We start from the raw sequence: 18,585 nt of genomic DNA, 5'->3' as shown, positions 1-18,585 counted from the left end.
CCTACTCAATCCGATGAATCTTGATGAAATTAGTCCCTCGCGGCTGCTGGGTGGGAATTCCTCCAATAATCAAGATTTTGTCTCCATAATCCACAATTTCCTTGGCCAATAGGTACGATTGGGCTTGGGATACCAACTCCTCGAAGGATTCGACCTGGTGGTCAATTAAGATGGGCTTCACGCCCCAAACCAAGTTGAGGCGATGATAGACCTTCTCGAAAGGGGTAATGGCAATCACGGGGTGCCGGGGTCGCTCCCCTGCCGCCATTAAAGCCGTATAGCCGGTTGAGGTAAAGGCGGCGATGCACTTTAAGGTGAGCACATCCTGAATCGCACTGAGCGCTTCACTCAAGGCATGGGTTTCATCAAAGCAGGCAGGCGGGTTATTGACGAAGTTTAAATCCGGTTCCACATCCGTGGCGATCCGGGCCAGCATTTCCACTGCTTTGACGGGATATTTGCCTACAGCCGATTCTCCTGACAACATCACCGCATCCGTGCCATCAATAATGGCATTGGCTACATCACTGGCTTCGGCGCGCGTCGGTCGAGGATTGCGAATCATGCTATCCAACATTTGGGTAGCCGTGACCACGGGGAGGTTGCGCTTATTGCAAGCGCGTATAATCTGCTTCTGCAGCTTAGGGACTTTTTCCGCACTCATTTCGACGCCTAAATCCCCTCGGGCCACCATCACCGCATCACAGGCATCTAGGATGGCTTCCAGATTTGCGATCGCATGGGGTTTCTCAATCTTCGCCATCACGGGTACATCTGCAGCCCCATGTTTGGCTAGCAGCTCTTTTAGAACATGAATATCTGCGGCTCGCCGCACAAAGCTGAGGGACACCCAATCTACCCCTTGGGACAGGCCAAACGCCAAATCTTGCCGATCCTTGTCTGTTAGAGACGGAAGCTGCAAATCTAGGCTGGGGAGATTGACACCCTTGCGGCTGCCTAGAATCCCGCCTTGAATAATTTGGCAATGGATTTGATCATTCTCAACCGCTTCAACTCGTAATTCCAATAAGCCATCATCCATCAAGATCGGAGTACCGGCTTGGGCTTCGGTCGCCAAGTAGGAATAATCAATCGCAATGGTCTGAGGTTGATTGTGGAAATGTTCTTCCGCCACTAAGGTTAACCGCTCACCCGCGGTTAATGTCATGGAGTTGCCCGCAATCTGCCCCACTCGGATTTTGGGGCCTTGTAAATCCTGCAAAAGCGTAATGGGGGTATCCAACTCACTCGACACAGACCGGAGTAATGTCACCATCTGAGCATGTTGTTCATAGGTGCCATGGGAAAAGTTGAGGCGAGCCACGTCCATTCCCGCTTTGACCATATTGCGAATTATCTCTGGAGAGCTACTGGCTGGACCAATAGTGGCGACAATTTTGGTACGATGGGTTAGTTCGACAGTCACGATTTCTTATCTGTGGGGAGGAGTGACAGTTCTACAACCTTATCTTGAATAGCTAACTGATCTAAAAAATTGATTAGGAAAACCTTCCCTTCCTGAGTTCGCCCCTAACGTATGGATGGTTGCGCTTTTCTGATTCGCAATCGTCTTTTCAGACTTCATTCAGGTTTTCTTTCTCTACAGCATTTCAACAGATATTGAGATAAAAGGTTTCCTCTCGTCGAATACCCCATTGAGTACACCTGCCAGGGGACTGGTACTCAGCGTAATTCACATTACACATTGACGTGTATGGGGATTGGTTCGTTTTCTGTGTAGTGGTTTATTGACACGACCTCGGGATGGCGAGATTGGAGTTGTCCTTTTACTGAATAATTTGCAAAAAGCTGAAGAGTAAACCCTTGGACGTTGATCGATTCATTCTTTATCGGAGGTTTCCAATGACAATCAAACTCGGCATTAATGGCTTTGGTCGAATTGGTCGCCTGGTTTTCCGGGCCGGGATCAACAATCCCAATCTTGAGTTTGTGGGCATCAATGATTTGGTCCCTCCCGAGAATATCGCCTATCTACTCAAATATGACTCCACCCATGGTCCCTTTCAAGGAACTGTCGCAGCCACATCCGAAGGCATTATCGTCAACGATCGATTCATTCCCTGCACCGCCATCCGTAATCCGGAAGAACTACCTTGGGGGCAGCTTGGAGTTGATTACGTCGTAGAGGCCACAGGCTTATTTACGACCCATGAAACGGCTTCCAAGCATTTAACTGCTGGTGCCAAGCGGGTCGTCATTTCAGCTCCCACCAAAGAGAAAGATCCCAATAAAGTCCCCACCCTATTGGTGGGCGTCAACCATCATCTTTATGATCCCCACCGTCATACGGTCGTCTCCAACGCCAGCTGTACAACCAACTGTCTCGCCCCCGTTGCCAAGGTTATTCATGACAATTTTGGGTTTGCAGAAGGGTTAATGACTACTGTTCACGCCATGACAGCAACGCAACCCACCGTGGATGGACCCAGTAAAAAGGATTTACGGGGTGGACGGAGTGCGTCGCAAAACATCATTCCGGCTTCTACCGGGGCAGCCAAGGCGGTGACTTTAGTGATGCCAGAACTCAACGGTAAATTAACAGGCATGGCGCTACGGGTGCCCACCCCCGACGTTTCGGTTGTAGACCTGACCTTCCGAACAGAGCGTTCTACTACCTATGGCGATATCTGCGCAGCCATGAGAACGTCCGCTTTCGGTGACCTACAAGGCATTTTGGGATATACCGAGGATGCCGTAGTCTCTACCGATTTCACTAGCAATCCCTGCTCCAGTATTTTTGACGCCGGAGCAGGCATCGAACTCAACTCCAATTTCTTTAAAGTCATTACTTGGTATGACAACGAGTGGGGCTATTCCAATCGCATGATTGATTTAATCCTATCCATGGCAGCAAAAGAATCAGAGCGCATGGCATTGGTTTAATCTCCTTCGTGTAGTCTCCCTTAAATTCATAGGCTTTCAACTGCTCCCTGGGCTTGAGCTTGAGGGAGCGGTTTTGTTGGGTTCAAGGAGTATCTCGGCTCGTTGCCGACGACGACGTTGCCAAATCTTGCTCATCGCCCGGATACTACGCAAAAATCTTGCCTTTTCGGCATCCGATAGCTGAGTGTGCTGCCATGCTGGCCTTGACATCAGCGTTTTGATCCACGTTTGCAGGTGCGGATGGTTCTCTAGGCTAATCCCCAGATCCCCAGCCACGGGCACCAAGGAACCCGCCATAATATCTCCTAAACTGAGCTGATCGCCACCAAAGTAGGGAGCATTTCCCAATAACGTTTCGAAAAGATCTAAAGCTGTGTTCGCCCGATTTTGGGCATAGGTTCGCTTCTCTTCCGGTTGCATCAGGAGTTCACCGATGGCGGGGACCAACTCATTGATGGACACCATTTGCACCATTCGCACGGTCGCCAAGGCTTCTGCCCCACTTGGTAACAATTTAGGGGCGGGATATTTCGTCTCCAGATAATCCAAGATGGCTTGCGACTCCATCACCCTAAAGCCATCGTCAACCAACACCGGAATTCGTGAGAAGGGATTGAGGGCTCTAAATTCAGGCGAAAATTGCTCTTGATTGCCCATCTCCACATAGATCGGTTGAAAGTCGAGCTGCTTCTCCAATAACGTAATCCAGACTGGCCGACTAAATAGGGATGGTTTCGCAAAGTAAAAAGAAATCATAATTATATAAAACGAACGATCGTGCTAAATATAGGCGATCAATAGGACTCTTTTCAAGCTGAGGGATCACCCGGAAGAGGGGAAGTAGGGTGTATAGCACTACGAAAGCGTGTTAAGACGCCCACTGAGCAGAACTTCGCAAATGTGAATCTCTAAGCACGAAATCCGTCCTAAGCAAAATGCGTAGTGCTATATCAAGGCCAAAGTGAGCGATTAATCGAACCAATGCCAAAAATTAGACGAGGATTCTCTTTGAGGATCCTCGTCAATCAATTGAATAAACGGGTTTTAGCTTAAGAATCAGGGTTTTAGAAACGCTGACGTCCGCCTGAAGCATCGGGAGCAGCATAGCGATAGGCCAACTTTCTAAGAACTAACGGCTCCTGTAACGGGATAGGCTGCAACGTCTGATTCCATACGCTTAAAGGTTAAGCGCTCATTCTCGGCATCCGCAAGAATCGTATCGCCTTCCCCAAAGTCTCCGCGCAAAATCGCTTTGGCAATTTGAGTCTCTAGCTCTTTCTGGATCGCTCGCTTCAGCGGTCTAGCTCCATAGACCGGGTCGTACCCCACTTCTGCCAGGAAATCTAAGGCCGCTTCGGAAAGTTTAAGAGACATCTTTCGATCGCTCAGCCGATTTGCCAGCCTTTGTACCTGCAGTTGGGTGATCCGGCGCAATTGATCCTTGCGCAGGCTACGGAAAATAATCAGTTCATCAATTCGGTTGAGAAATTCAGGTCGGAAGTGGGAGCGCATGGCATCCATGACCCGATTATGCATTTCGTTATAGCGACTATCATCCCCAGCCAAGTCCAGAATATGTTGAGAGCCAATATTGCTGGTCATAATAATCACGGCGTTCTTAAAGTCAACGGTGCGACCCTGAGAATCCGTGACTCGGCCATCATCGAGAATTTGCAGCATGATGTTAAAAACATCGGGATGGGCCTTCTCAATTTCATCGAATAGGATGACCGCATAGGGACGTCGCCGCACGGCTTCGGTGAGTTGACCGCCTTCGTCATAGCCGACATAACCCGGGGGCGCCCCAATCATCCGGGCCACCGTATGTTTTTCCATATATTCCGACATATCGATGCGAACCATGGCATCTTCGGTATCAAAGAGATAGGCAGCTAAAGCTTTGCCTAGCTCTGTCTTACCTACGCCGGTGGGACCTAAGAAAATAAAGCTAGCAATGGGACGATTCGGATCCGCAAGACCCGCCCGCGATCGCTGAATCGCATCAGACACTGCCGTTACTGCCTCTTCCTGACCAATCACCCGCTGATGTAGTTCATCCTCTAGGTGCAGCAGCTTCTCCATTTCCGAGGCCACCAGCTTGCTCACGGGAATCCCCGTCCATTTAGAGATGATTTCAGCTATGTCGGCATCCGTAACCTCTTCTCTTAAGAGCGAATTAGTATTGGTTTGGCGTTGGGCTAGCTGGGTTTCCGCCGATTCAAGCTGACGCTGCAGATTGGTAAGTCTGCCATATTTAAGCTCAGCCGCATGGTTAAGGTCATAGTTACGCTCGGCTTGCTGAATCTCGATATTGACCCGGTCAATCTCTTCTTTGATGGTTTGGATATCATCGATAATCTGTTTCTCCGACTGCCATTGGGCATTCAGGGTCTTCTGATCTTCCTGCAGGTTGGCAATCTCTTGTTCGATCCGCTCCAGACGTTCTAAAGAAGCGCGATCGCTTTCCTTCTCTAGGGATAAACGCTCCATTTCTAGCTGGAGGATTTTACGATCAATTTCGTCTAGCTCTTCCGGCTTGGAGGTAATTTCCATTTTTAGTTTGGCTGCCGCTTCATCCATCAGGTCAATGGCTTTATCGGGGAGAAAGCGGTCGCTGATATAGCGAGTGGAGAGGGTTGCTGCGGCCACCAGAGCATTATCAGAAATCTTGACCCCGTGATGGACTTCATACCGTTCCTTCAGCCCTCGCAAAATCGAGACGGTGTCTTGGATATTGGGCTGATCAATATAGACTTGCTGGAAGCGTCGTTCTAGGGCCGCATCTTTTTCAATATACTTGCGGTATTCATCTAGAGTGGTGGCCCCAATACAGCGCAGCTCACCTCGGGCCAACATCGGCTTCAGCAAGTTCCCCGCATCCATGGCTCCTTGACTGGCCCCTGCCCCAACGACCGTATGGATCTCGTCAATAAATAAGATCATCTGACCGTCAGATTCAGTGACTTCTTTAAGGACGGATTTGAGACGTTCCTCGAATTCACCGCGATATTTGGCTCCGGCAATCAGGGACCCCATATCTAGGGCAATCAATTTGCGATCTCGCAAGGATTCCGGTACATCGCGAGCCACAATTCGCTGGGCTAACCCTTCAGCAATCGCCGTTTTACCAACGCCCGGTTCTCCAATTAAAACTGGGTTGTTTTTGGTCCGTCGAGATAGGATCTGAATCGTTCGCCGAATCTCATCGTCACGGCCAATCACGGGGTCCAGCTTGCCTTCCCGCGCCAGTTCTGTGAGGTCTCGACCATATTTCTCCAGAGACTCATACTTGCCTTCTGGATTTTTATCCGTGACTTTATGACTGCCCCGAATATCCGTGACCGCTTGCTTTAACATTTGCTCTGTCAAGCCTAGTCCTTGCAGGAGGGGTTGGCCGAAGCGATCATCTTCGATATAGCCCAAGACCAAATGCTCAATGGAAATAAAATCATCTCCAAAGGAGCGACGAAAAGTCTCGGCCCGATCAAAGAGGGTGTCTAAGCTCCGACCTAAGTAAACCGAATCACTAGGGGTGGTTAATTTGGCTTGCCGATTGATAAATTCCGTGGTGCGATCGCGGACGCGCTGCATATCAGCTCCCGCTTTAGTAAAAATCTGTCCTGCTAAGCCATCTTCTTCAATTAGGGCTTGCAGTAAATGCTCACTCTCGATTTGCTGTTGTTGGGCTTCTTTGGCTAAATCTGATGTCCGTACAATCGCAGCCCAAGCTTTCTCAGTAAACTGCTCATGATTGGTGGGTTGCATAAATGGAGAACCTCCTGGACATTGGGGATTAATGATAGGCGGGCCTTTCGCCTACTGCCATTGTAGAGAGGGAAGAGCGTTACCTAAGATCGGTCTTCCCCCCTAGGGGAATAGGTATTGCCGTCCTCTGCACCGTCAGCAGTCTTGGCCCAAATTTAAGATTCTTCTCTCAGCCTGCCCCCCTATCCGGGGGTTACCCATCCTTTTTGACTAGCTATTGTCAATAAGTTGTTACTTATACTATGATGCTAGTTTGTGTCGATGCTGCGATTCTAGACGAACAATGCCCAAACTTAAAACCCGACGATCCGCTGCCAAGCGCTTTAAACGAAGCGGAAGCGGCAAATTTATGCGTCGCAAGGCATATAAGAACCATCTGTTAGAGCATAAAGGCCCCGACCGTAAGAGTCGCCTTTCAAAGAAAACTGTTGTCAGTGAGCAAGACGCAGAAAACGTTCGGGCGATGATGCCTTACTCCTAGGGCGTGGCTCTAAGGCGTCAAACTTCCAATTTCATACCTAAAATAATTTTCCCTACCTAAAAATTCACCAACAAGGACCAGGACCATGACTCGCGTCAAACGCGGCAACGTCGCTCGCAAGCGCCGCAAAAAAATATTAAAACTCGCCAAAGGCTTCCGAGGCTCACACTCTCGCCTGTTTAGAATCGCCAATCAGCAGGTGATGAAAGCGTTACGTAACGCCTACCGCGATCGCCGCAAGCGTAAAAGAGATTTTCGCCGTCTGTGGATTGCTCGCATTAATGCCGCAACCCGGCAGCATGGCGTTAGCTATAGCCAATTTATGGGACAGCTGAAGCGGGCCAATATCCAGCTCAACCGCAAAATGCTGGCCCAGCTCGCCGCCACGGACCCAGATAGCTTTAGCAAGATTGTTGAACTCGTGGCTAAAGCCTAGCGCCCTGTTACTATAGCGATTCGCTTGGTCCCGGCATCCCCATCAATAGCCCAATCCTCAAGGCATATTTTAGGCTGCTTACTCGCTGCGCCTGGCCTTGAATGGATGGGCTATTTTTGCTGAGCTGTCAATTCTCAGTTTTCTAGCCTATTATCTACATGAGGCTTGTTTCCGCTTTACCAACACTATATAGATGGGTGAAATGCATCAAAATTTGATAGATCGTGCCAAGTCTTCGTGTGATTTTCTGCTTTAGTTCCTAGGATATGACGAGTAACCAACCTGCTGAAAGCAATCCTCCTTCACTGGAACCTGGACAAGGATCGGATCTACCGAATCCCAAGCAAAACGCTAGGGTCCAGAAGGTCCAAAACACCTTGATTAAAATTGTGACCTTCAAAGGGTGGCCTTGGCTGATCACAATTGTCGTATCTTGGGTGACAGGCGTGACAGCGTTGCAGTGGTTGTCGAGTTTACCGCCTACGCCCAATTGCAAGCAGATTGCCGCAACCCTTTCCGAGGCAGAACAGCTAGAATGTGCCGATCAGCTGGCTCGCAAGGGCAATGTCAAAGATATCAAAGCCGCCTTAGCCATTGCTGAAAAATGGGATGAAGAGCATCCCCTTTTTCCAAGGGTTTCTCTCCTCTCCGATGAGTGGTCTCGCTCTATTCTGGGTCTCGCTCGCAGAGAACTGTCGAAGGGCAATCTCAAAGAGGCGATTAGCTTGGCGAGAGAAGTGCCCGATGCAAGCAGCATTCAGCCGGAGTCGAAGCGTTTAATCAAACGATGGGAAGCGAATTGGGAAGCAGGCGAAGAATCCCTAGAAAATGCCCGCAATGCAATTAAGAAGCAAGACTGGACCCAGGCAGCATTGCAGGTTCGGTCCTTGGTGCAATTAGGAGATCGTTATTGGCAAGGCCAGGCCGATAAAATCCTGGGAGATATGGCGATTGAGAAAAAAGCGTTCCAGGATCTGTATAAAGCCCAAGACGTTGCTGCCTACGGTCAAGCTAAAGACTTTGCCGAAGCCATTCAACTCGCTAGCAAAATTGATCCGAAGCGTCTTGCCAAGGACGAAGTCCAGGAAAATATTGAAAAATGGAGCCAAAAGCTGCTCGATCTATCTGAAGAGCATCAAGAGTATGGTCAGTTTGAGGAGGCGATAGCTGCTGCTCAATGGATTCCGCCCGATACCAAAGCCGCCAAGAATGCAACTACTTTAGTTCAGCTTAGTCGAGCAGAGGCGACCGTTGAAGAGGATGATTTCTACAGTTATATCCATGCCTGGGCCTTAGCTGAGCAGATTGATCGCAAAAGCGACTTGTTTGAGAAAAATCGAGATCGCGTTGAAACCTGGGAGCAAAAAATTCAAAATACCGGCCAGCTCCATCTGGCGAAATTCTTTGCCAACATTGACAATGTCCATACCTATCAGTTGGCCATTGATCATGCGGCCTTGATTGATACCGAGAAACCAGGTCGAATCCCAGCTCAAACCTTAATTGCTCGGTGGGATCAACAGATTAATACTTTCCAAGATCGGCAAATCTTGGCCCGAGCCCGCCAATTTGCTACCCAAAATACAACGGCGGGTTTCCAAGCGGCCATTTTGGAAGCACGGAAAGTGGAGATTGGCAATCCGTTGCAGGGTGAAGCCCAAACCCTGATGGTGGAATGGGAAGAATCGATTGAGAAGGTGGAAGATCAACCCATTCTGGATGAGGCACGTCAGCTCGCAAAAGCGGGCAAGCTAAACGATGCCATCAAAACGGCAGAACAAATTCAATCTGGGCGATCGCTTTATCGAGAAGCGCAGGATGATATTTACACTTGGGTCGCTGACATTCAATCTGTCGAAGATCGCCCCATCCTTAACGAAGCCAGTGCCCTAGCCCGTAATGGTCGTTTGTCGGATGCGATCGCAACTGCCTCGCAGATTGGCTTCGGCAGGGCTTTATACAATGAAGCGCAAGATAAGATTGCTGCCTGGGCCGCTGAACGAGATGCGATTTATGCCGCCCGTCGTCGTCGGGAAGAACCTCGGTATGAGCCAGAGCCTCGATATGAGCCAGAACCTCGATACGAGCCAGAGCCCGTTCCAGTTCAACAGCAAGCGCCAGCAGCACCGCCTCCCCCGACGGACAGCTACGCCCCAGATCCAGATGGTGAAATTTCTCGACCGGTTATTCTGGATCCCACCGCAGAAGAATAGCGGTAGGGATTCCGTATCATCTTTGTTGATCTCAAAGTCGATCTCAGATAAAGGGATTTTCTGGCAATGGATATTTACATCAGTTTGCAGGATCACCCAGGCTATCATCGCTGCATCTGCATGATACGATAGCTCTTGATTTTACTTTTGACACTGCTCAACGCGACTGGACAAATGTGTGATGAAATTTTGCTTCACGCAGCTCTTTAGGGGGTTTGATTTTGGGCGTGTAGCAGTTTCGTCCTGGGTGATTGTGCGAAGGTTATCAAGTGTCACGCTCCCTTTAAAACATGCGCTTTTCTAAGATTCTGATTGCCAATCGGGGAGAGATTGCCCTGAGAATACTCCGCACCTGTGGAGAAATGGGAATTGCCACCGTTGCTGTTCACTCCACGGTTGATCAGCAATCTCTCAATGTGCAGTTAGCGGATGAAGCAGTCTGTATTGGCGAACCGGCTAGCAGTAAAAGCTACCTCAATATTCCCAATATTATTTCAGCGGCCTTAACGCGAAATGCAACAGCGATCCATCCTGGCTATGGTTTCCTGGCAGAGAATGCTCGCTTTGCCGAAATTTGTGCGGATCATAAGATTCACTTTATTGGACCGTCCCCCGATGCGATGAGGGCGATGGGCGATAAATCAACGGCCAAGGAAACCATGCAAAATGCAGGGGTTCCCACCGTCCCTGGTAGTGATGGCCTCGTGCCGGATGAAGCAACGGCCAAAAAGATTGCCGATGCTATGGGCTATCCCGTTATGATTAAAGCCACAGCGGGCGGGGGTGGACGGGGCATGCGCTTGGTCCGAGACCCAGATGATTTGGGTAAGCTCTATTTGGCTGCTCAGGGAGAAGCCGAGGCGGCTTTTGGCAATCCAGGGGTCTACATCGAAAAATTTATTGAAAATCCCCGCCATATTGAGTTTCAGATCTTTGCCGACAGCTATGGCAATGTTGTCCATTTGGGGGAGCGGGATTGCTCAATTCAGCGACGACACCAAAAACTATTGGAGGAATCCCCCAGCCCTGCGCTCAGCCCAGACTTAAGAGAAAAAATGGGCTCTGCAGCTGTCCGAGCTGCCCAATCGATTGGCTATGTTGGAGCAGGTACCGTTGAATTCTTGCTGTCTGCCACGGGGGAGTTCTACTTTATGGAAATGAACACCCGAATCCAGGTGGAACATCCAGTTACGGAGATGACGACGGGCTTAGATTTGATTGCCGAGCAGATTCGGATCGCTCAAGGGGAAAAGCTGAGCGTCACCCAAGATCAAGTGCAGTTGATGGGACATGCAATTGAGTGCCGCATCAACGCTGAAGATCCAGATCACAACTTCCGTCCCCATCCCGGTCGGATTAACGGATATCTGCCACCCGGTGGACCTGGGGTGCGGGTTGATTCTCACGTTTATACGGATTATGAGATCCCGCCTTACTATGACTCACTGATTGGCAAGCTGATTGTTTGGGGGCGGGATCGTCCAACTGCGATCGCACGCATGAAACGTGCGTTACAAGAATGTGCGATCACGGGATTGCCGACTACGATTGGCTTCCACCAAAAAATTCTGGACACGCCAGAGTTTGTCCAAGGCAAAGTCTACACCAACTTTATTCAAGAAGTGATGGGCCTGCAATAGCGGGCTGAATCAAGCCGATAGGTCCAGGTATTGATTGTGCCCATCCTCAGGATAGATATCCAACCATCCACAGGACAGAGATGGGAGCTTCAAAATAACATCTTTAGCAAACCTTGTTGCCCCAGCAGAACTTCCCGCAACAGGCTAGTGATGCCCACCCAGATAATGGGCGTAATATCAACACCACCCATGGGAGGAATCAGTTTACGGGTGGGGATCAAAAAAGGTTCTGTCGGCCAGGTTGCCAGCGCAAAGGGCATTTGATTCAGATCAACCTGAGGATACCAAGTCAGGATTATTCGGAAGATAAACAGAAAGATAAATAGCCCTAAACCAAAACTGAGGCCCCAAAGTAGTAATGTTTCTAAGGTCATAAAAAGCGGTTCTAACCCAGTCCCTATCACTCTTTAGTGTAGCGTGTTGCCTAAGCTAGAGGTAGCGAGGAAGATATCTTGCATGCTGCCAAGCACTTCGTGCTGTCCTGGTCTTTTGGGATTGAAATAAACCTCAAAAACAATGTCAACTCAGGGGCAACTGGGCTACTAAGGGTAAGTTGTCGTTAAGGAAGGCTTCTCAATCTCCTTACAAACCTTTAAGATTAGAGATGCTGTCGTAGATATCAAAAAAATATGACTTCCATGTTAATGACAATATCCCCTTCTTTACAGGGTTTCTTTTATAGCATCCTTTTTGGTGCCGTTGTTTTGGGTCTACTCGGGGGTGGATTCATCTTCTTTAGCCAAAAAGATAAGATCGTACGACGCTAAGATTTCGGGTGATTATTGATCTCTAGCGTTGACTGCTTCAGTCTACCTGTAGTGAAATGATCACCTCCAACGGCGTTTTGGCAGCTTAGCTTTTAGTGGCTTAACTATTAATGCCCTTTGGGACAAATTTTCTTAAAATACTTTTTCTTGGGTACGGCTGAAAATACTGTTCAGCCGTTCTTTATTTTCGCGGTTTGATGGAGCTTTGCTGACTGCTACTAGCTGCATCATCCCCCACACTTTGAGGTTAAGCTTCCCCTGCGAACTCATCCCCGATCCCTATACCTGTCCCATTTTGGTCCAGAACTCGTTAGCATAGAGTTTGATCAAGGTGGGGGCGTTTCAGTTAAATTACAATTTGGTTCCCTACAGCCAACCTAGCGTTTCTCCTTCGTTTTATTCCTGATTGAGCACGCGGCTCCTGGCTATCAGTCGTCACCCAGAGAGAAATCCCAAGTGAATTTCGGTACTCCTGTTCCACTAATTGTTGGAGTTATTCTGATCGTCGGTGCGATCGCATTATTCTTTTTGGATAAAATTAAGCCTGGCTACCGTCGAGACTCCGATAATATCTATGCCTTCCTTGGCTTACTAGCGGGTGTGATCCTCCTAGCCCACTTGGGTATGGAATTTACCCTATCCCTTCAGCAAATGATTATGGTGGGGATGTTGGTGGCACTGATGATTGAAAACATCCAGAATCGCTTGCCCAATAATGGTCCTATGCGGCAGCCTCGTGAGCGGGGCTATCGAGAGCGAGATGATGAGTATCGCTCTAGACGTCCTCAGCGTTCTAACCGTACGCGGTCAGAAGCTCAACTTGAGTTTGACGATGATATGCCCTCCCGGCCTCGCCGTATTCGAGGTGAGCGGGAGCGGCGAGGCCGAGATGAGTATACCTATGGCGATAGCTATAACGATGACGCCTCCTACCAGCGGTCTAGAAGACGAGCTGCGGCCTATGACGACTATGAGCAGAGCAGCTATTCCCAAGACAGCTATGGCTATGATCAAAGCCGTAGTTCATCTACGTCCTATGCTCCGCCTGAGACCTCGACAGAGCGACCTCGACGCCGTCGCCCGCTTCAATTAACAGGTGAGCTAGAAGATAAAGACTATACCCCAGATGATTATTCCTCGGCAGTCAAAGCTATGAGAAACCGCCGTCGGAAGGACACGGGAGATGATGCTGATGGCTACTCTACCAATGATTATTCTGGAGACAACAACGGATCAGACACTTATGGGCAGAACGGCAACGATGACTACGTAGACTACAAGCCCCTCGATTTACCCAAATATCCTGGCCCTAGTGCGGGCGGACCTGAGAGTGACGACGGTAGCTATTAAACCCAAGCCTCGAAATTCCTAGGGTTTACTCTGAACTGTCAGAAAATAGCTTTCAACCATTTAGACTTTAGCCGCTAAGGATTTCAAATATTCAGTATTAACGCGGGATTCACGGGTTAAGGCGATTTTGCCCGTGCGAGCAATTTCTTGAATGCCGAATTTATTCAGCATTTGGACAATGGCGACCATCTTGCCTGGATCACCAGCCACTTCGATCGTCAGGGCGTCTTCGGAAACATCCACCACTTTGGCGCGAAAGATCTGAACAATCTCGACAATTTCAGATCGGAGAGAAGCGGCCGCATTAACTTTGATCAACATCAACTCGCGTTCCACACAAGGGACTTCAGTAATATCCTGAACCTTGAGCACGTTAATCAGTTTATAGAGCTGCTTGGTGAGCTGTTCAATGCTGCGGTCATCGCCTGGGACCACCATTGTAATTCGAGAGACGCCAATCTGTTCGGCAGGGCCGACGGCGAGACTTTCGATATTGAATCCTCTACGGGCAAATAGTCCGGCAATACGAGTGAGAACGCCAGCTTCGTCTTCAACTAAGACGGATAGTGTATGTTTCATCGGCTCATCCCCGAGTTGGGGTGGTGGTGTGACCTGATTATGTGATCAAAGCTAGGTGCAGTGCAACTGTTCTGCGAGGAGTTTATCCATCGGGAAGTGGGAGGCGAGCCAGTCTAGCAGAATAGGGTTAAGTCGATCTGGACATTCATCATGGGGGCAATGTCCCGCATTTGCTAACTCTACTAGTTGGATGCGAGGATTACAGCGAGCAAACAGCGGTCCTAGCTTGGGCGGGATCATGACATCTTGCTGGCCCCAAATCAACAAGATGGGGATGGTTAACTGCGGCAGCATCTCCTTCGCCGTATGTTGAGGAATATTGCGCTTGGACATGGTGTTAACCATCGCCCGAAGGGCGTCTGCGGCACCCTGATCGTAGGCAGGACTAGAGAGAATATCGACAAGATCATCTTCAACTGACGTGGTGTCGATATAGGCTTTCTTCACCCAAGCGCGAATAATCTTGGGTTGACGAATAAAACGAAAAAATGGATTAAAGACGGGGGGAGAAGTCAAGAAGGCTTTAGCTAGGGTAGCAACTGGGCTGAGGGCCAGTTTCAAGGGTGCGATCGCAGGTTGGACCCAAGAAGGATTCTCCAAAACCGATGTATCAGGCAGCGTTAACATGGCTAGTCCTGACACCATCTCTGGGTAAAGGGCTGCAGCCGTCAAACTCACCAGGGAGCCAAGGGAATTCCCCACCAAAATCATTGGCCTGCGAATATAGGTCTGCCAAAAATCATGGACCTGTTCGACCCACAGGGTCACCAGATAATCTGTTGAAACTTTCTCTGACCCCCCAAACCCCAATAAATCCAAGGCATAAACGGTTCGATCTTGGGCCAATACCGGTACATTGAAGCGCCAATGACCAATTGAAGCACCAAATCCATGCAACAGCAGCATGGGGGGCTGATCCAGATTTTTTGCTGCCCGCATAAAGGTATAGCGAATTTGCCAGCCCCGCCAAGCCCAGTCCCGCTGATGCCCGATTTGTTGTTGCCAAGTCGTTGTCGTGTTCAAGCCGATTGCCTACTATATCGCATCTTTAATTTCGTTTAGCCTTTACGGGGTAGAGGGTTGTTCCTCCTGGGGAGTAGAGTCAGGGTTATCCAAAAACTGGAAATTTACTTTCCCTTGTGGATCCGTCACTTGAACCATCACTTTGCCCTGGTTGTCATTGCCTTCTTGCACATTGCACTCAAACGTATCTCCTTTGTGCACAATTTTGAATTTTCCATCGCAAGAGGCTTTGACCTTGCTTAAACGTTCCGTTTCGAAGATTTTCTCAATATTCTCTTCAATAACCCCTAAGTTCACAAGGCCTGTCTGCACAGACCAGGAGATATCGCCTTGGTCATCTTTTAAGGTAACCTGGACTTCGAGAATCTTTCCATCTGGGACCTTTCTATCTGGAGCATAGATTTTGCATTTAAATTGGTTGCCCACTTTACTCTCAATATCTTGAGGACAGTCCACAGAGTCCACCGCAATTTTAGTTTTGCGCTCAAATTCCCTTTGAATTCTGCGACCCACCTCATCTCCATCCACGATAGGCGCACAGGCTAGGAGAACACTGGGGAGAAAGATGAGGCTGAACCATCGCAAGCAATCGTTTTTATTCACGGGATTTGGAGATAAGACGATGAAACTTCAGAAGATTATGGATGTCTGTCTGTTCCAGAATTCTGTATGTTCGAGAATATGGATGCAAACCGTAACGGATATGCCAACTGAATTAAGGGACATCTATGACGAAGAGCCAGGAGGATCTGATCTACTCAGTCTTGAGGGATAAATTTCAGGGCAGCAGAGTTCATGCAATAGCGTAAACCTGTGGGTTGGGGGCCATCATTAAAGACATGGCCGAGGTGAGCATCACAAGCCGCGCAGAGCACCTCAGTTCGGACCATAAACAAACTGCGATCCGTCTTTTCCTGGACATGGGTTTTATCGGAAGGCGCCCAAAAACTTGGCCACCCTGTTCCCGAATCAAACTTAGTATCGGATTTGAATAATTCCGTACCGCAACAAACACATTGATACGTGCCCTCTGCCTTCAGATCATGATATTCCCCGGTAAAAGCCCGCTCTGTTCCTTGCTGACGGGTGACCCGAAACTGCTCTGAAGTGAGTTGTGCTTTCCATTCCTGTTCTGTTTTCTGTACTTTTTCCATAAATCTTATATTCAGTGTCAGAAGGACGATATTTCTTAGAAGCTTGATTTTGCATGAACCATCAACGGCCAAGCCGTTAACCATGGCTATTCTTTAAATCCTAACGTTCCTTCTTCCATCTTTGGGATTGGTTTGGGGCGATTCCTCCCGGTCATGGGTGGATAGTTGATATGGGGGGGCATATTTTGAATTGAGTTGATAACGGATGGGGATCTAAAGCAAATCCTAAAATTATGAAGTTATGGGGGTGTTCTAGTGCTGCACAGCACAAACATGATTAACATTGAATGATAATAATCTGAGCACAGCTCTCAAGTGCGATTGAGGCTGACCGTTTATTCCTGGTACTTTCTTCATCTAGTGCAATGACCAGCAATCCTTCAGCCCAAGTTCATGGTTCTAACGAACTATCTCTCAACGCTATCGACTTACAAGATCGCTGCGAGTTAAGTAATCGCACCGGTATGGATAGCGAAACCCTTAAACGGGCTTTCCTGAATAATCTTTTCTACGTGCAAGGTAAGTTCCCGGCCCTAGCCACCACCAACGACTACTATATGGCACTGGCCTACACCGTCAGAGATCGTCTTCTCCAACGATGGATCAATACAGCGGCCACCTATACCGAGCTGGGGTCTCGGACCGTCGCCTATTTCTCGGCGGAATTCCTGATGGGACCGCATTTAGGCAATAATCTGATCAACTTGGGAATTTACGATCAAGTTGAGCAAGGCATGGCCGAACTCGGCCTAAGCTTGGATGAACTGCAAGAGGAAGAAGAGGAACCAGGCTTAGGCAATGGTGGTCTAGGCCGCCTAGCTGCCTGCTATTTAGATTCTCTTGCCACCTTAGATATTCCCTCTTTGGGATACGGCATTCGCTACGAATTTGGCATCTTCGATCAAGATATTCGCGATGGTTGGCAAGTTGAACTGACTGACAAGTGGTTAAGTGCAGGCAATCCCTGGGAAATCGCCCGACCAGAATGGTCAGTGGAGATTAAGTTAGGGGGCCACACCGAAAATTACACGGATGATTACGGTAACTTCCGGTCGCGTTGGGTGCCCGATCAAGTCGTTAAAGGGATTCCCTACGACACCCCAATTTTGGGTTATCAAACGAATACAGCTAACACCCTGCGTCTTTGGACGGCTGAAGCACCTGAATCTTTTGACTTCAGGTCCTTTAACTCCGGTGACTATTTAGGGGCCGTCTACGAAAAGATGATCTCGGAAAATATTTCCAAGGTCCTTTACCCCAATGATGATTCATCCCAAGGTAAGCAACTCCGTCTGACTCAGCAGTTTTTCTTTGTCTCCTGTTCGTTGCAGGATATGATTCGCATTCTGCATGGCCAGAACTTGCCCTTAGAAAATTTCCACAAGAAATTTGCCGTTCAGCTCAATGACACCCACCCTGCTATCTCAGTGGTAGAACTGATGCGGCTCCTGATCGATCATCACCAGATGAACTGGGAGCAAGCCTGGGCCATTACCCATCAGACCTTTGCTTATACAAACCATACGCTCTTGCCTGAAGCCTTAGAACGATGGCCTATCGAGTTGTTTGGTTCTCTGTTACCCCGTCACTTAGAACTGATTTATGAAATTAATCAGCGGTTCTTAGACGAGGTGCGGATTAAGTTCCCTGATGATGAAGAGCGCATGATCCGTATGTCTCTGATTGATGAAAGTGGGGAACGGTATGTGCGCATGGCTCACCTGGCCTGTGTCGGCAGCCATGCCATTAATGGGGTTGCGGCCCTACATACCGAGTTGCTGCAAAAAGATGTACTGCGGGATTTCTATGAAATGTATCCCCACAAGTTCACCAATAAAACGAATGGGGTGACGCCCCGTCGGTTTATGGTCCTCAGTAATTCTCAACTCAGCAAGCTGATTACGAGCAAAATTGGGGACTCTTGGATAAAAAATCTGAAGGAACTGCAGCAGTTAGAACAGTTTGTCGATGATGCTGGCTTTCAAGTGGAATGGCGGCGGATTAAGCAGCATAGTAAGACTGAACTCGCGACTTATATTCAAAACAACAACGGCATCACCGTTGATCCCGATTCTCTCTTTGATATCCAGGCAAAGCGCTTCCACGAATATAAGCGCCAACATCTAAGTCTGCTCCATATCGTGACCCTCTATAACCGGATTAAAGCCAATCCTGATATTGAGATTACGCCTCGCACCTTTATCTTTGGTGGGAAAGCAGCGCCAGGCTATTTTATGGCCAAGCTGATTATCAAGCTGATCAACTCCGTGGGA

Annotated in this window: 16 protein-coding genes; 8 read left to right on the top strand and 8 right to left on the bottom strand. The window is 48.8% G+C overall.

Annotation, left to right across the window (positions count from 1 at the left end):
* Nucleotide 1 precedes the first annotated feature (1 nt).
* Nucleotides 2–1,426, bottom strand: a complete 1,425-nt coding sequence (gene pyk, locus Q0991_RS02840; RefSeq protein WP_299485318.1) for a pyruvate kinase — start codon at nt 1,424–1,426, stop codon at nt 2–4.
* Nucleotides 1,427–1,863: 437 nt separating this feature from the next.
* On the opposite strand from pyk, the gene gap reads away from it, so the two are divergent.
* Nucleotides 1,864–2,904 (top strand): type I glyceraldehyde-3-phosphate dehydrogenase, encoded by a 1,041-nt coding sequence (gene gap, locus Q0991_RS02835; protein ID WP_299485316.1) that lies wholly within the window; start codon nt 1,864–1,866, stop codon nt 2,902–2,904.
* A 36-nt stretch (nt 2,905–2,940) separates the two neighbouring features.
* Here the strand turns inward: gap and Q0991_RS02830 are convergent, their stop codons facing one another.
* Nucleotides 2,941–3,660 (bottom strand): glutathione S-transferase family protein, encoded by a 720-nt coding sequence (locus Q0991_RS02830; protein ID WP_299485314.1) that lies wholly within the window; start codon nt 3,658–3,660, stop codon nt 2,941–2,943.
* A 366-nt stretch (nt 3,661–4,026) separates the two neighbouring features.
* Entirely contained in the window at nt 4,027–6,669 is a 2,643-nt protein-coding gene (gene clpB, locus Q0991_RS02825; RefSeq protein WP_299485312.1) for an ATP-dependent chaperone ClpB, read from the bottom strand.
* Nucleotides 6,670–6,952: 283 nt separating this feature from the next.
* Here clpB and rpmI point away from each other — a divergent pair, with 283 nt between their 5' ends.
* From rpmI to accC, 4 genes are all read left to right on the top strand, one after another.
* Nucleotides 6,953–7,150, top strand: coding sequence for a 50S ribosomal protein L35 (gene rpmI, locus Q0991_RS02820; RefSeq protein WP_299485310.1), 198 nt, complete (start codon nt 6,953–6,955; stop codon nt 7,148–7,150).
* Nucleotides 7,151–7,235: 85 nt separating this feature from the next.
* The gene (gene rplT, locus Q0991_RS02815; RefSeq protein WP_299485308.1) at nt 7,236–7,586 is read left to right on the top strand and encodes a 50S ribosomal protein L20; all 351 of its coding nucleotides are present in this window, start codon (nt 7,236–7,238) and stop codon (nt 7,584–7,586) included.
* 266 nt (nt 7,587–7,852) lie between these two features.
* Nucleotides 7,853–9,799, top strand: coding sequence for a hypothetical protein (locus Q0991_RS02810; RefSeq protein ID WP_299485306.1), 1,947 nt, complete (start codon nt 7,853–7,855; stop codon nt 9,797–9,799).
* Between the two features lie 290 nt (nt 9,800–10,089).
* Nucleotides 10,090–11,439 carry an acetyl-CoA carboxylase biotin carboxylase subunit gene (gene accC, locus Q0991_RS02805; protein WP_299485303.1) on the top strand — a complete coding sequence of 450 codons (1,350 nt, stop codon included), beginning with the start codon at nt 10,090–10,092 and terminating at the stop codon, nt 11,437–11,439.
* An 89-nt stretch (nt 11,440–11,528) separates the two neighbouring features.
* Here the strand turns inward: accC and Q0991_RS02800 are convergent, their stop codons facing one another.
* Complete coding sequence (locus Q0991_RS02800; protein WP_299485301.1) at nt 11,529–11,813, bottom strand: YggT family protein; 285 nt, start codon at nt 11,811–11,813, stop codon at nt 11,529–11,531.
* Nucleotides 11,814–12,083: 270 nt separating this feature from the next.
* On the opposite strand from Q0991_RS02800, the gene Q0991_RS02795 reads away from it, so the two are divergent.
* Both Q0991_RS02795 and Q0991_RS02790 read left to right on the top strand, forming a co-directional pair.
* Complete coding sequence (locus Q0991_RS02795; protein ID WP_299485299.1) at nt 12,084–12,206, top strand: photosystem II reaction center X protein; 123 nt, start codon at nt 12,084–12,086, stop codon at nt 12,204–12,206.
* A 456-nt stretch (nt 12,207–12,662) separates the two neighbouring features.
* On the top strand, nt 12,663–13,556 hold the full coding sequence (locus Q0991_RS02790; protein ID WP_299485297.1) for a Ycf66 family protein: 894 nt from the start codon (nt 12,663–12,665) through the stop codon (nt 13,554–13,556).
* 60 nt (nt 13,557–13,616) lie between these two features.
* Here the strand turns inward: Q0991_RS02790 and ilvN are convergent, their stop codons facing one another.
* From ilvN to msrB, 4 genes are all read right to left on the bottom strand, one after another.
* Entirely contained in the window at nt 13,617–14,135 is a 519-nt protein-coding gene (ilvN, locus tag Q0991_RS02785) for an acetolactate synthase small subunit (protein ID WP_299485296.1), read from the bottom strand.
* Between the two features lie 51 nt (nt 14,136–14,186).
* Nucleotides 14,187–15,158 (bottom strand): alpha/beta fold hydrolase, encoded by a 972-nt coding sequence (locus Q0991_RS02780; protein ID WP_299485294.1) that lies wholly within the window; start codon nt 15,156–15,158, stop codon nt 14,187–14,189.
* Between the two features lie 42 nt (nt 15,159–15,200).
* The gene (locus Q0991_RS02775; RefSeq protein ID WP_299485291.1) at nt 15,201–15,761 is read right to left on the bottom strand and encodes a DUF4333 domain-containing protein; all 561 of its coding nucleotides are present in this window, start codon (nt 15,759–15,761) and stop codon (nt 15,201–15,203) included.
* Between the two features lie 155 nt (nt 15,762–15,916).
* Nucleotides 15,917–16,312 (bottom strand): peptide-methionine (R)-S-oxide reductase MsrB, encoded by a 396-nt coding sequence (msrB, locus tag Q0991_RS02770; protein WP_299485289.1) that lies wholly within the window; start codon nt 16,310–16,312, stop codon nt 15,917–15,919.
* A gap of 365 nt (nt 16,313–16,677) precedes the next feature.
* On the opposite strand from msrB, the gene Q0991_RS02765 reads away from it, so the two are divergent.
* Nucleotides 16,678–18,585: glycogen/starch/alpha-glucan phosphorylase (locus Q0991_RS02765; RefSeq protein WP_366524882.1), on the top strand; the 1,908-nt coding region annotated here is incomplete at its 3' end.

Origin of the sequence: Acaryochloris sp. IP29b_bin.137, assembly GCF_028285745.1 — a bacterium.
In the GTDB taxonomy this organism is placed as follows: domain Bacteria; phylum Cyanobacteriota; class Cyanobacteriia; order Thermosynechococcales; family Thermosynechococcaceae; genus Acaryochloris.
Note: the sequence above shows the minus strand (reverse complement) of the source record. Positions and strands in the feature narration are given on the sequence as shown.

Bases quoted from the DNA above. Each gene is read 5' to 3' on its own strand.
- Q0991_RS02800 (WP_299485301.1), bottom strand. From the start codon at position 11,813: ATGACCTTAGAAACATTACTACTTTGGGGCCTCAGTTTTGGTTTAGGG.
- ilvN (WP_299485296.1), bottom strand. From the start codon at position 14,135: ATGAAACATACACTATCCGTCTTAGTTGAAGACGAAGCTGGCGTTCTC.
- rplT (WP_299485308.1), top strand. From the start codon at position 7,236: ATGACTCGCGTCAAACGCGGCAACGTCGCTCGCAAGCGCCGCAAAAAA.
- clpB (WP_299485312.1), bottom strand. From the start codon at position 6,669: ATGCAACCCACCAATCATGAGCAGTTTACTGAGAAAGCTTGGGCTGCG.
- rpmI (WP_299485310.1), top strand. From the start codon at position 6,953: ATGCCCAAACTTAAAACCCGACGATCCGCTGCCAAGCGCTTTAAACGA.
- Q0991_RS02830 (WP_299485314.1), bottom strand. From the start codon at position 3,660: ATGATTTCTTTTTACTTTGCGAAACCATCCCTATTTAGTCGGCCAGTC.
- gap (WP_299485316.1), top strand. From the start codon at position 1,864: ATGACAATCAAACTCGGCATTAATGGCTTTGGTCGAATTGGTCGCCTG.
- Q0991_RS02810 (WP_299485306.1), top strand. From the start codon at position 7,853: ATGACGAGTAACCAACCTGCTGAAAGCAATCCTCCTTCACTGGAACCT.
- Q0991_RS02795 (WP_299485299.1), top strand. From the start codon at position 12,084: ATGACAATATCCCCTTCTTTACAGGGTTTCTTTTATAGCATCCTTTTT.
- msrB (WP_299485289.1), bottom strand. From the start codon at position 16,312: ATGGAAAAAGTACAGAAAACAGAACAGGAATGGAAAGCACAACTCACT.
- accC (WP_299485303.1), top strand. From the start codon at position 10,090: ATGCGCTTTTCTAAGATTCTGATTGCCAATCGGGGAGAGATTGCCCTG.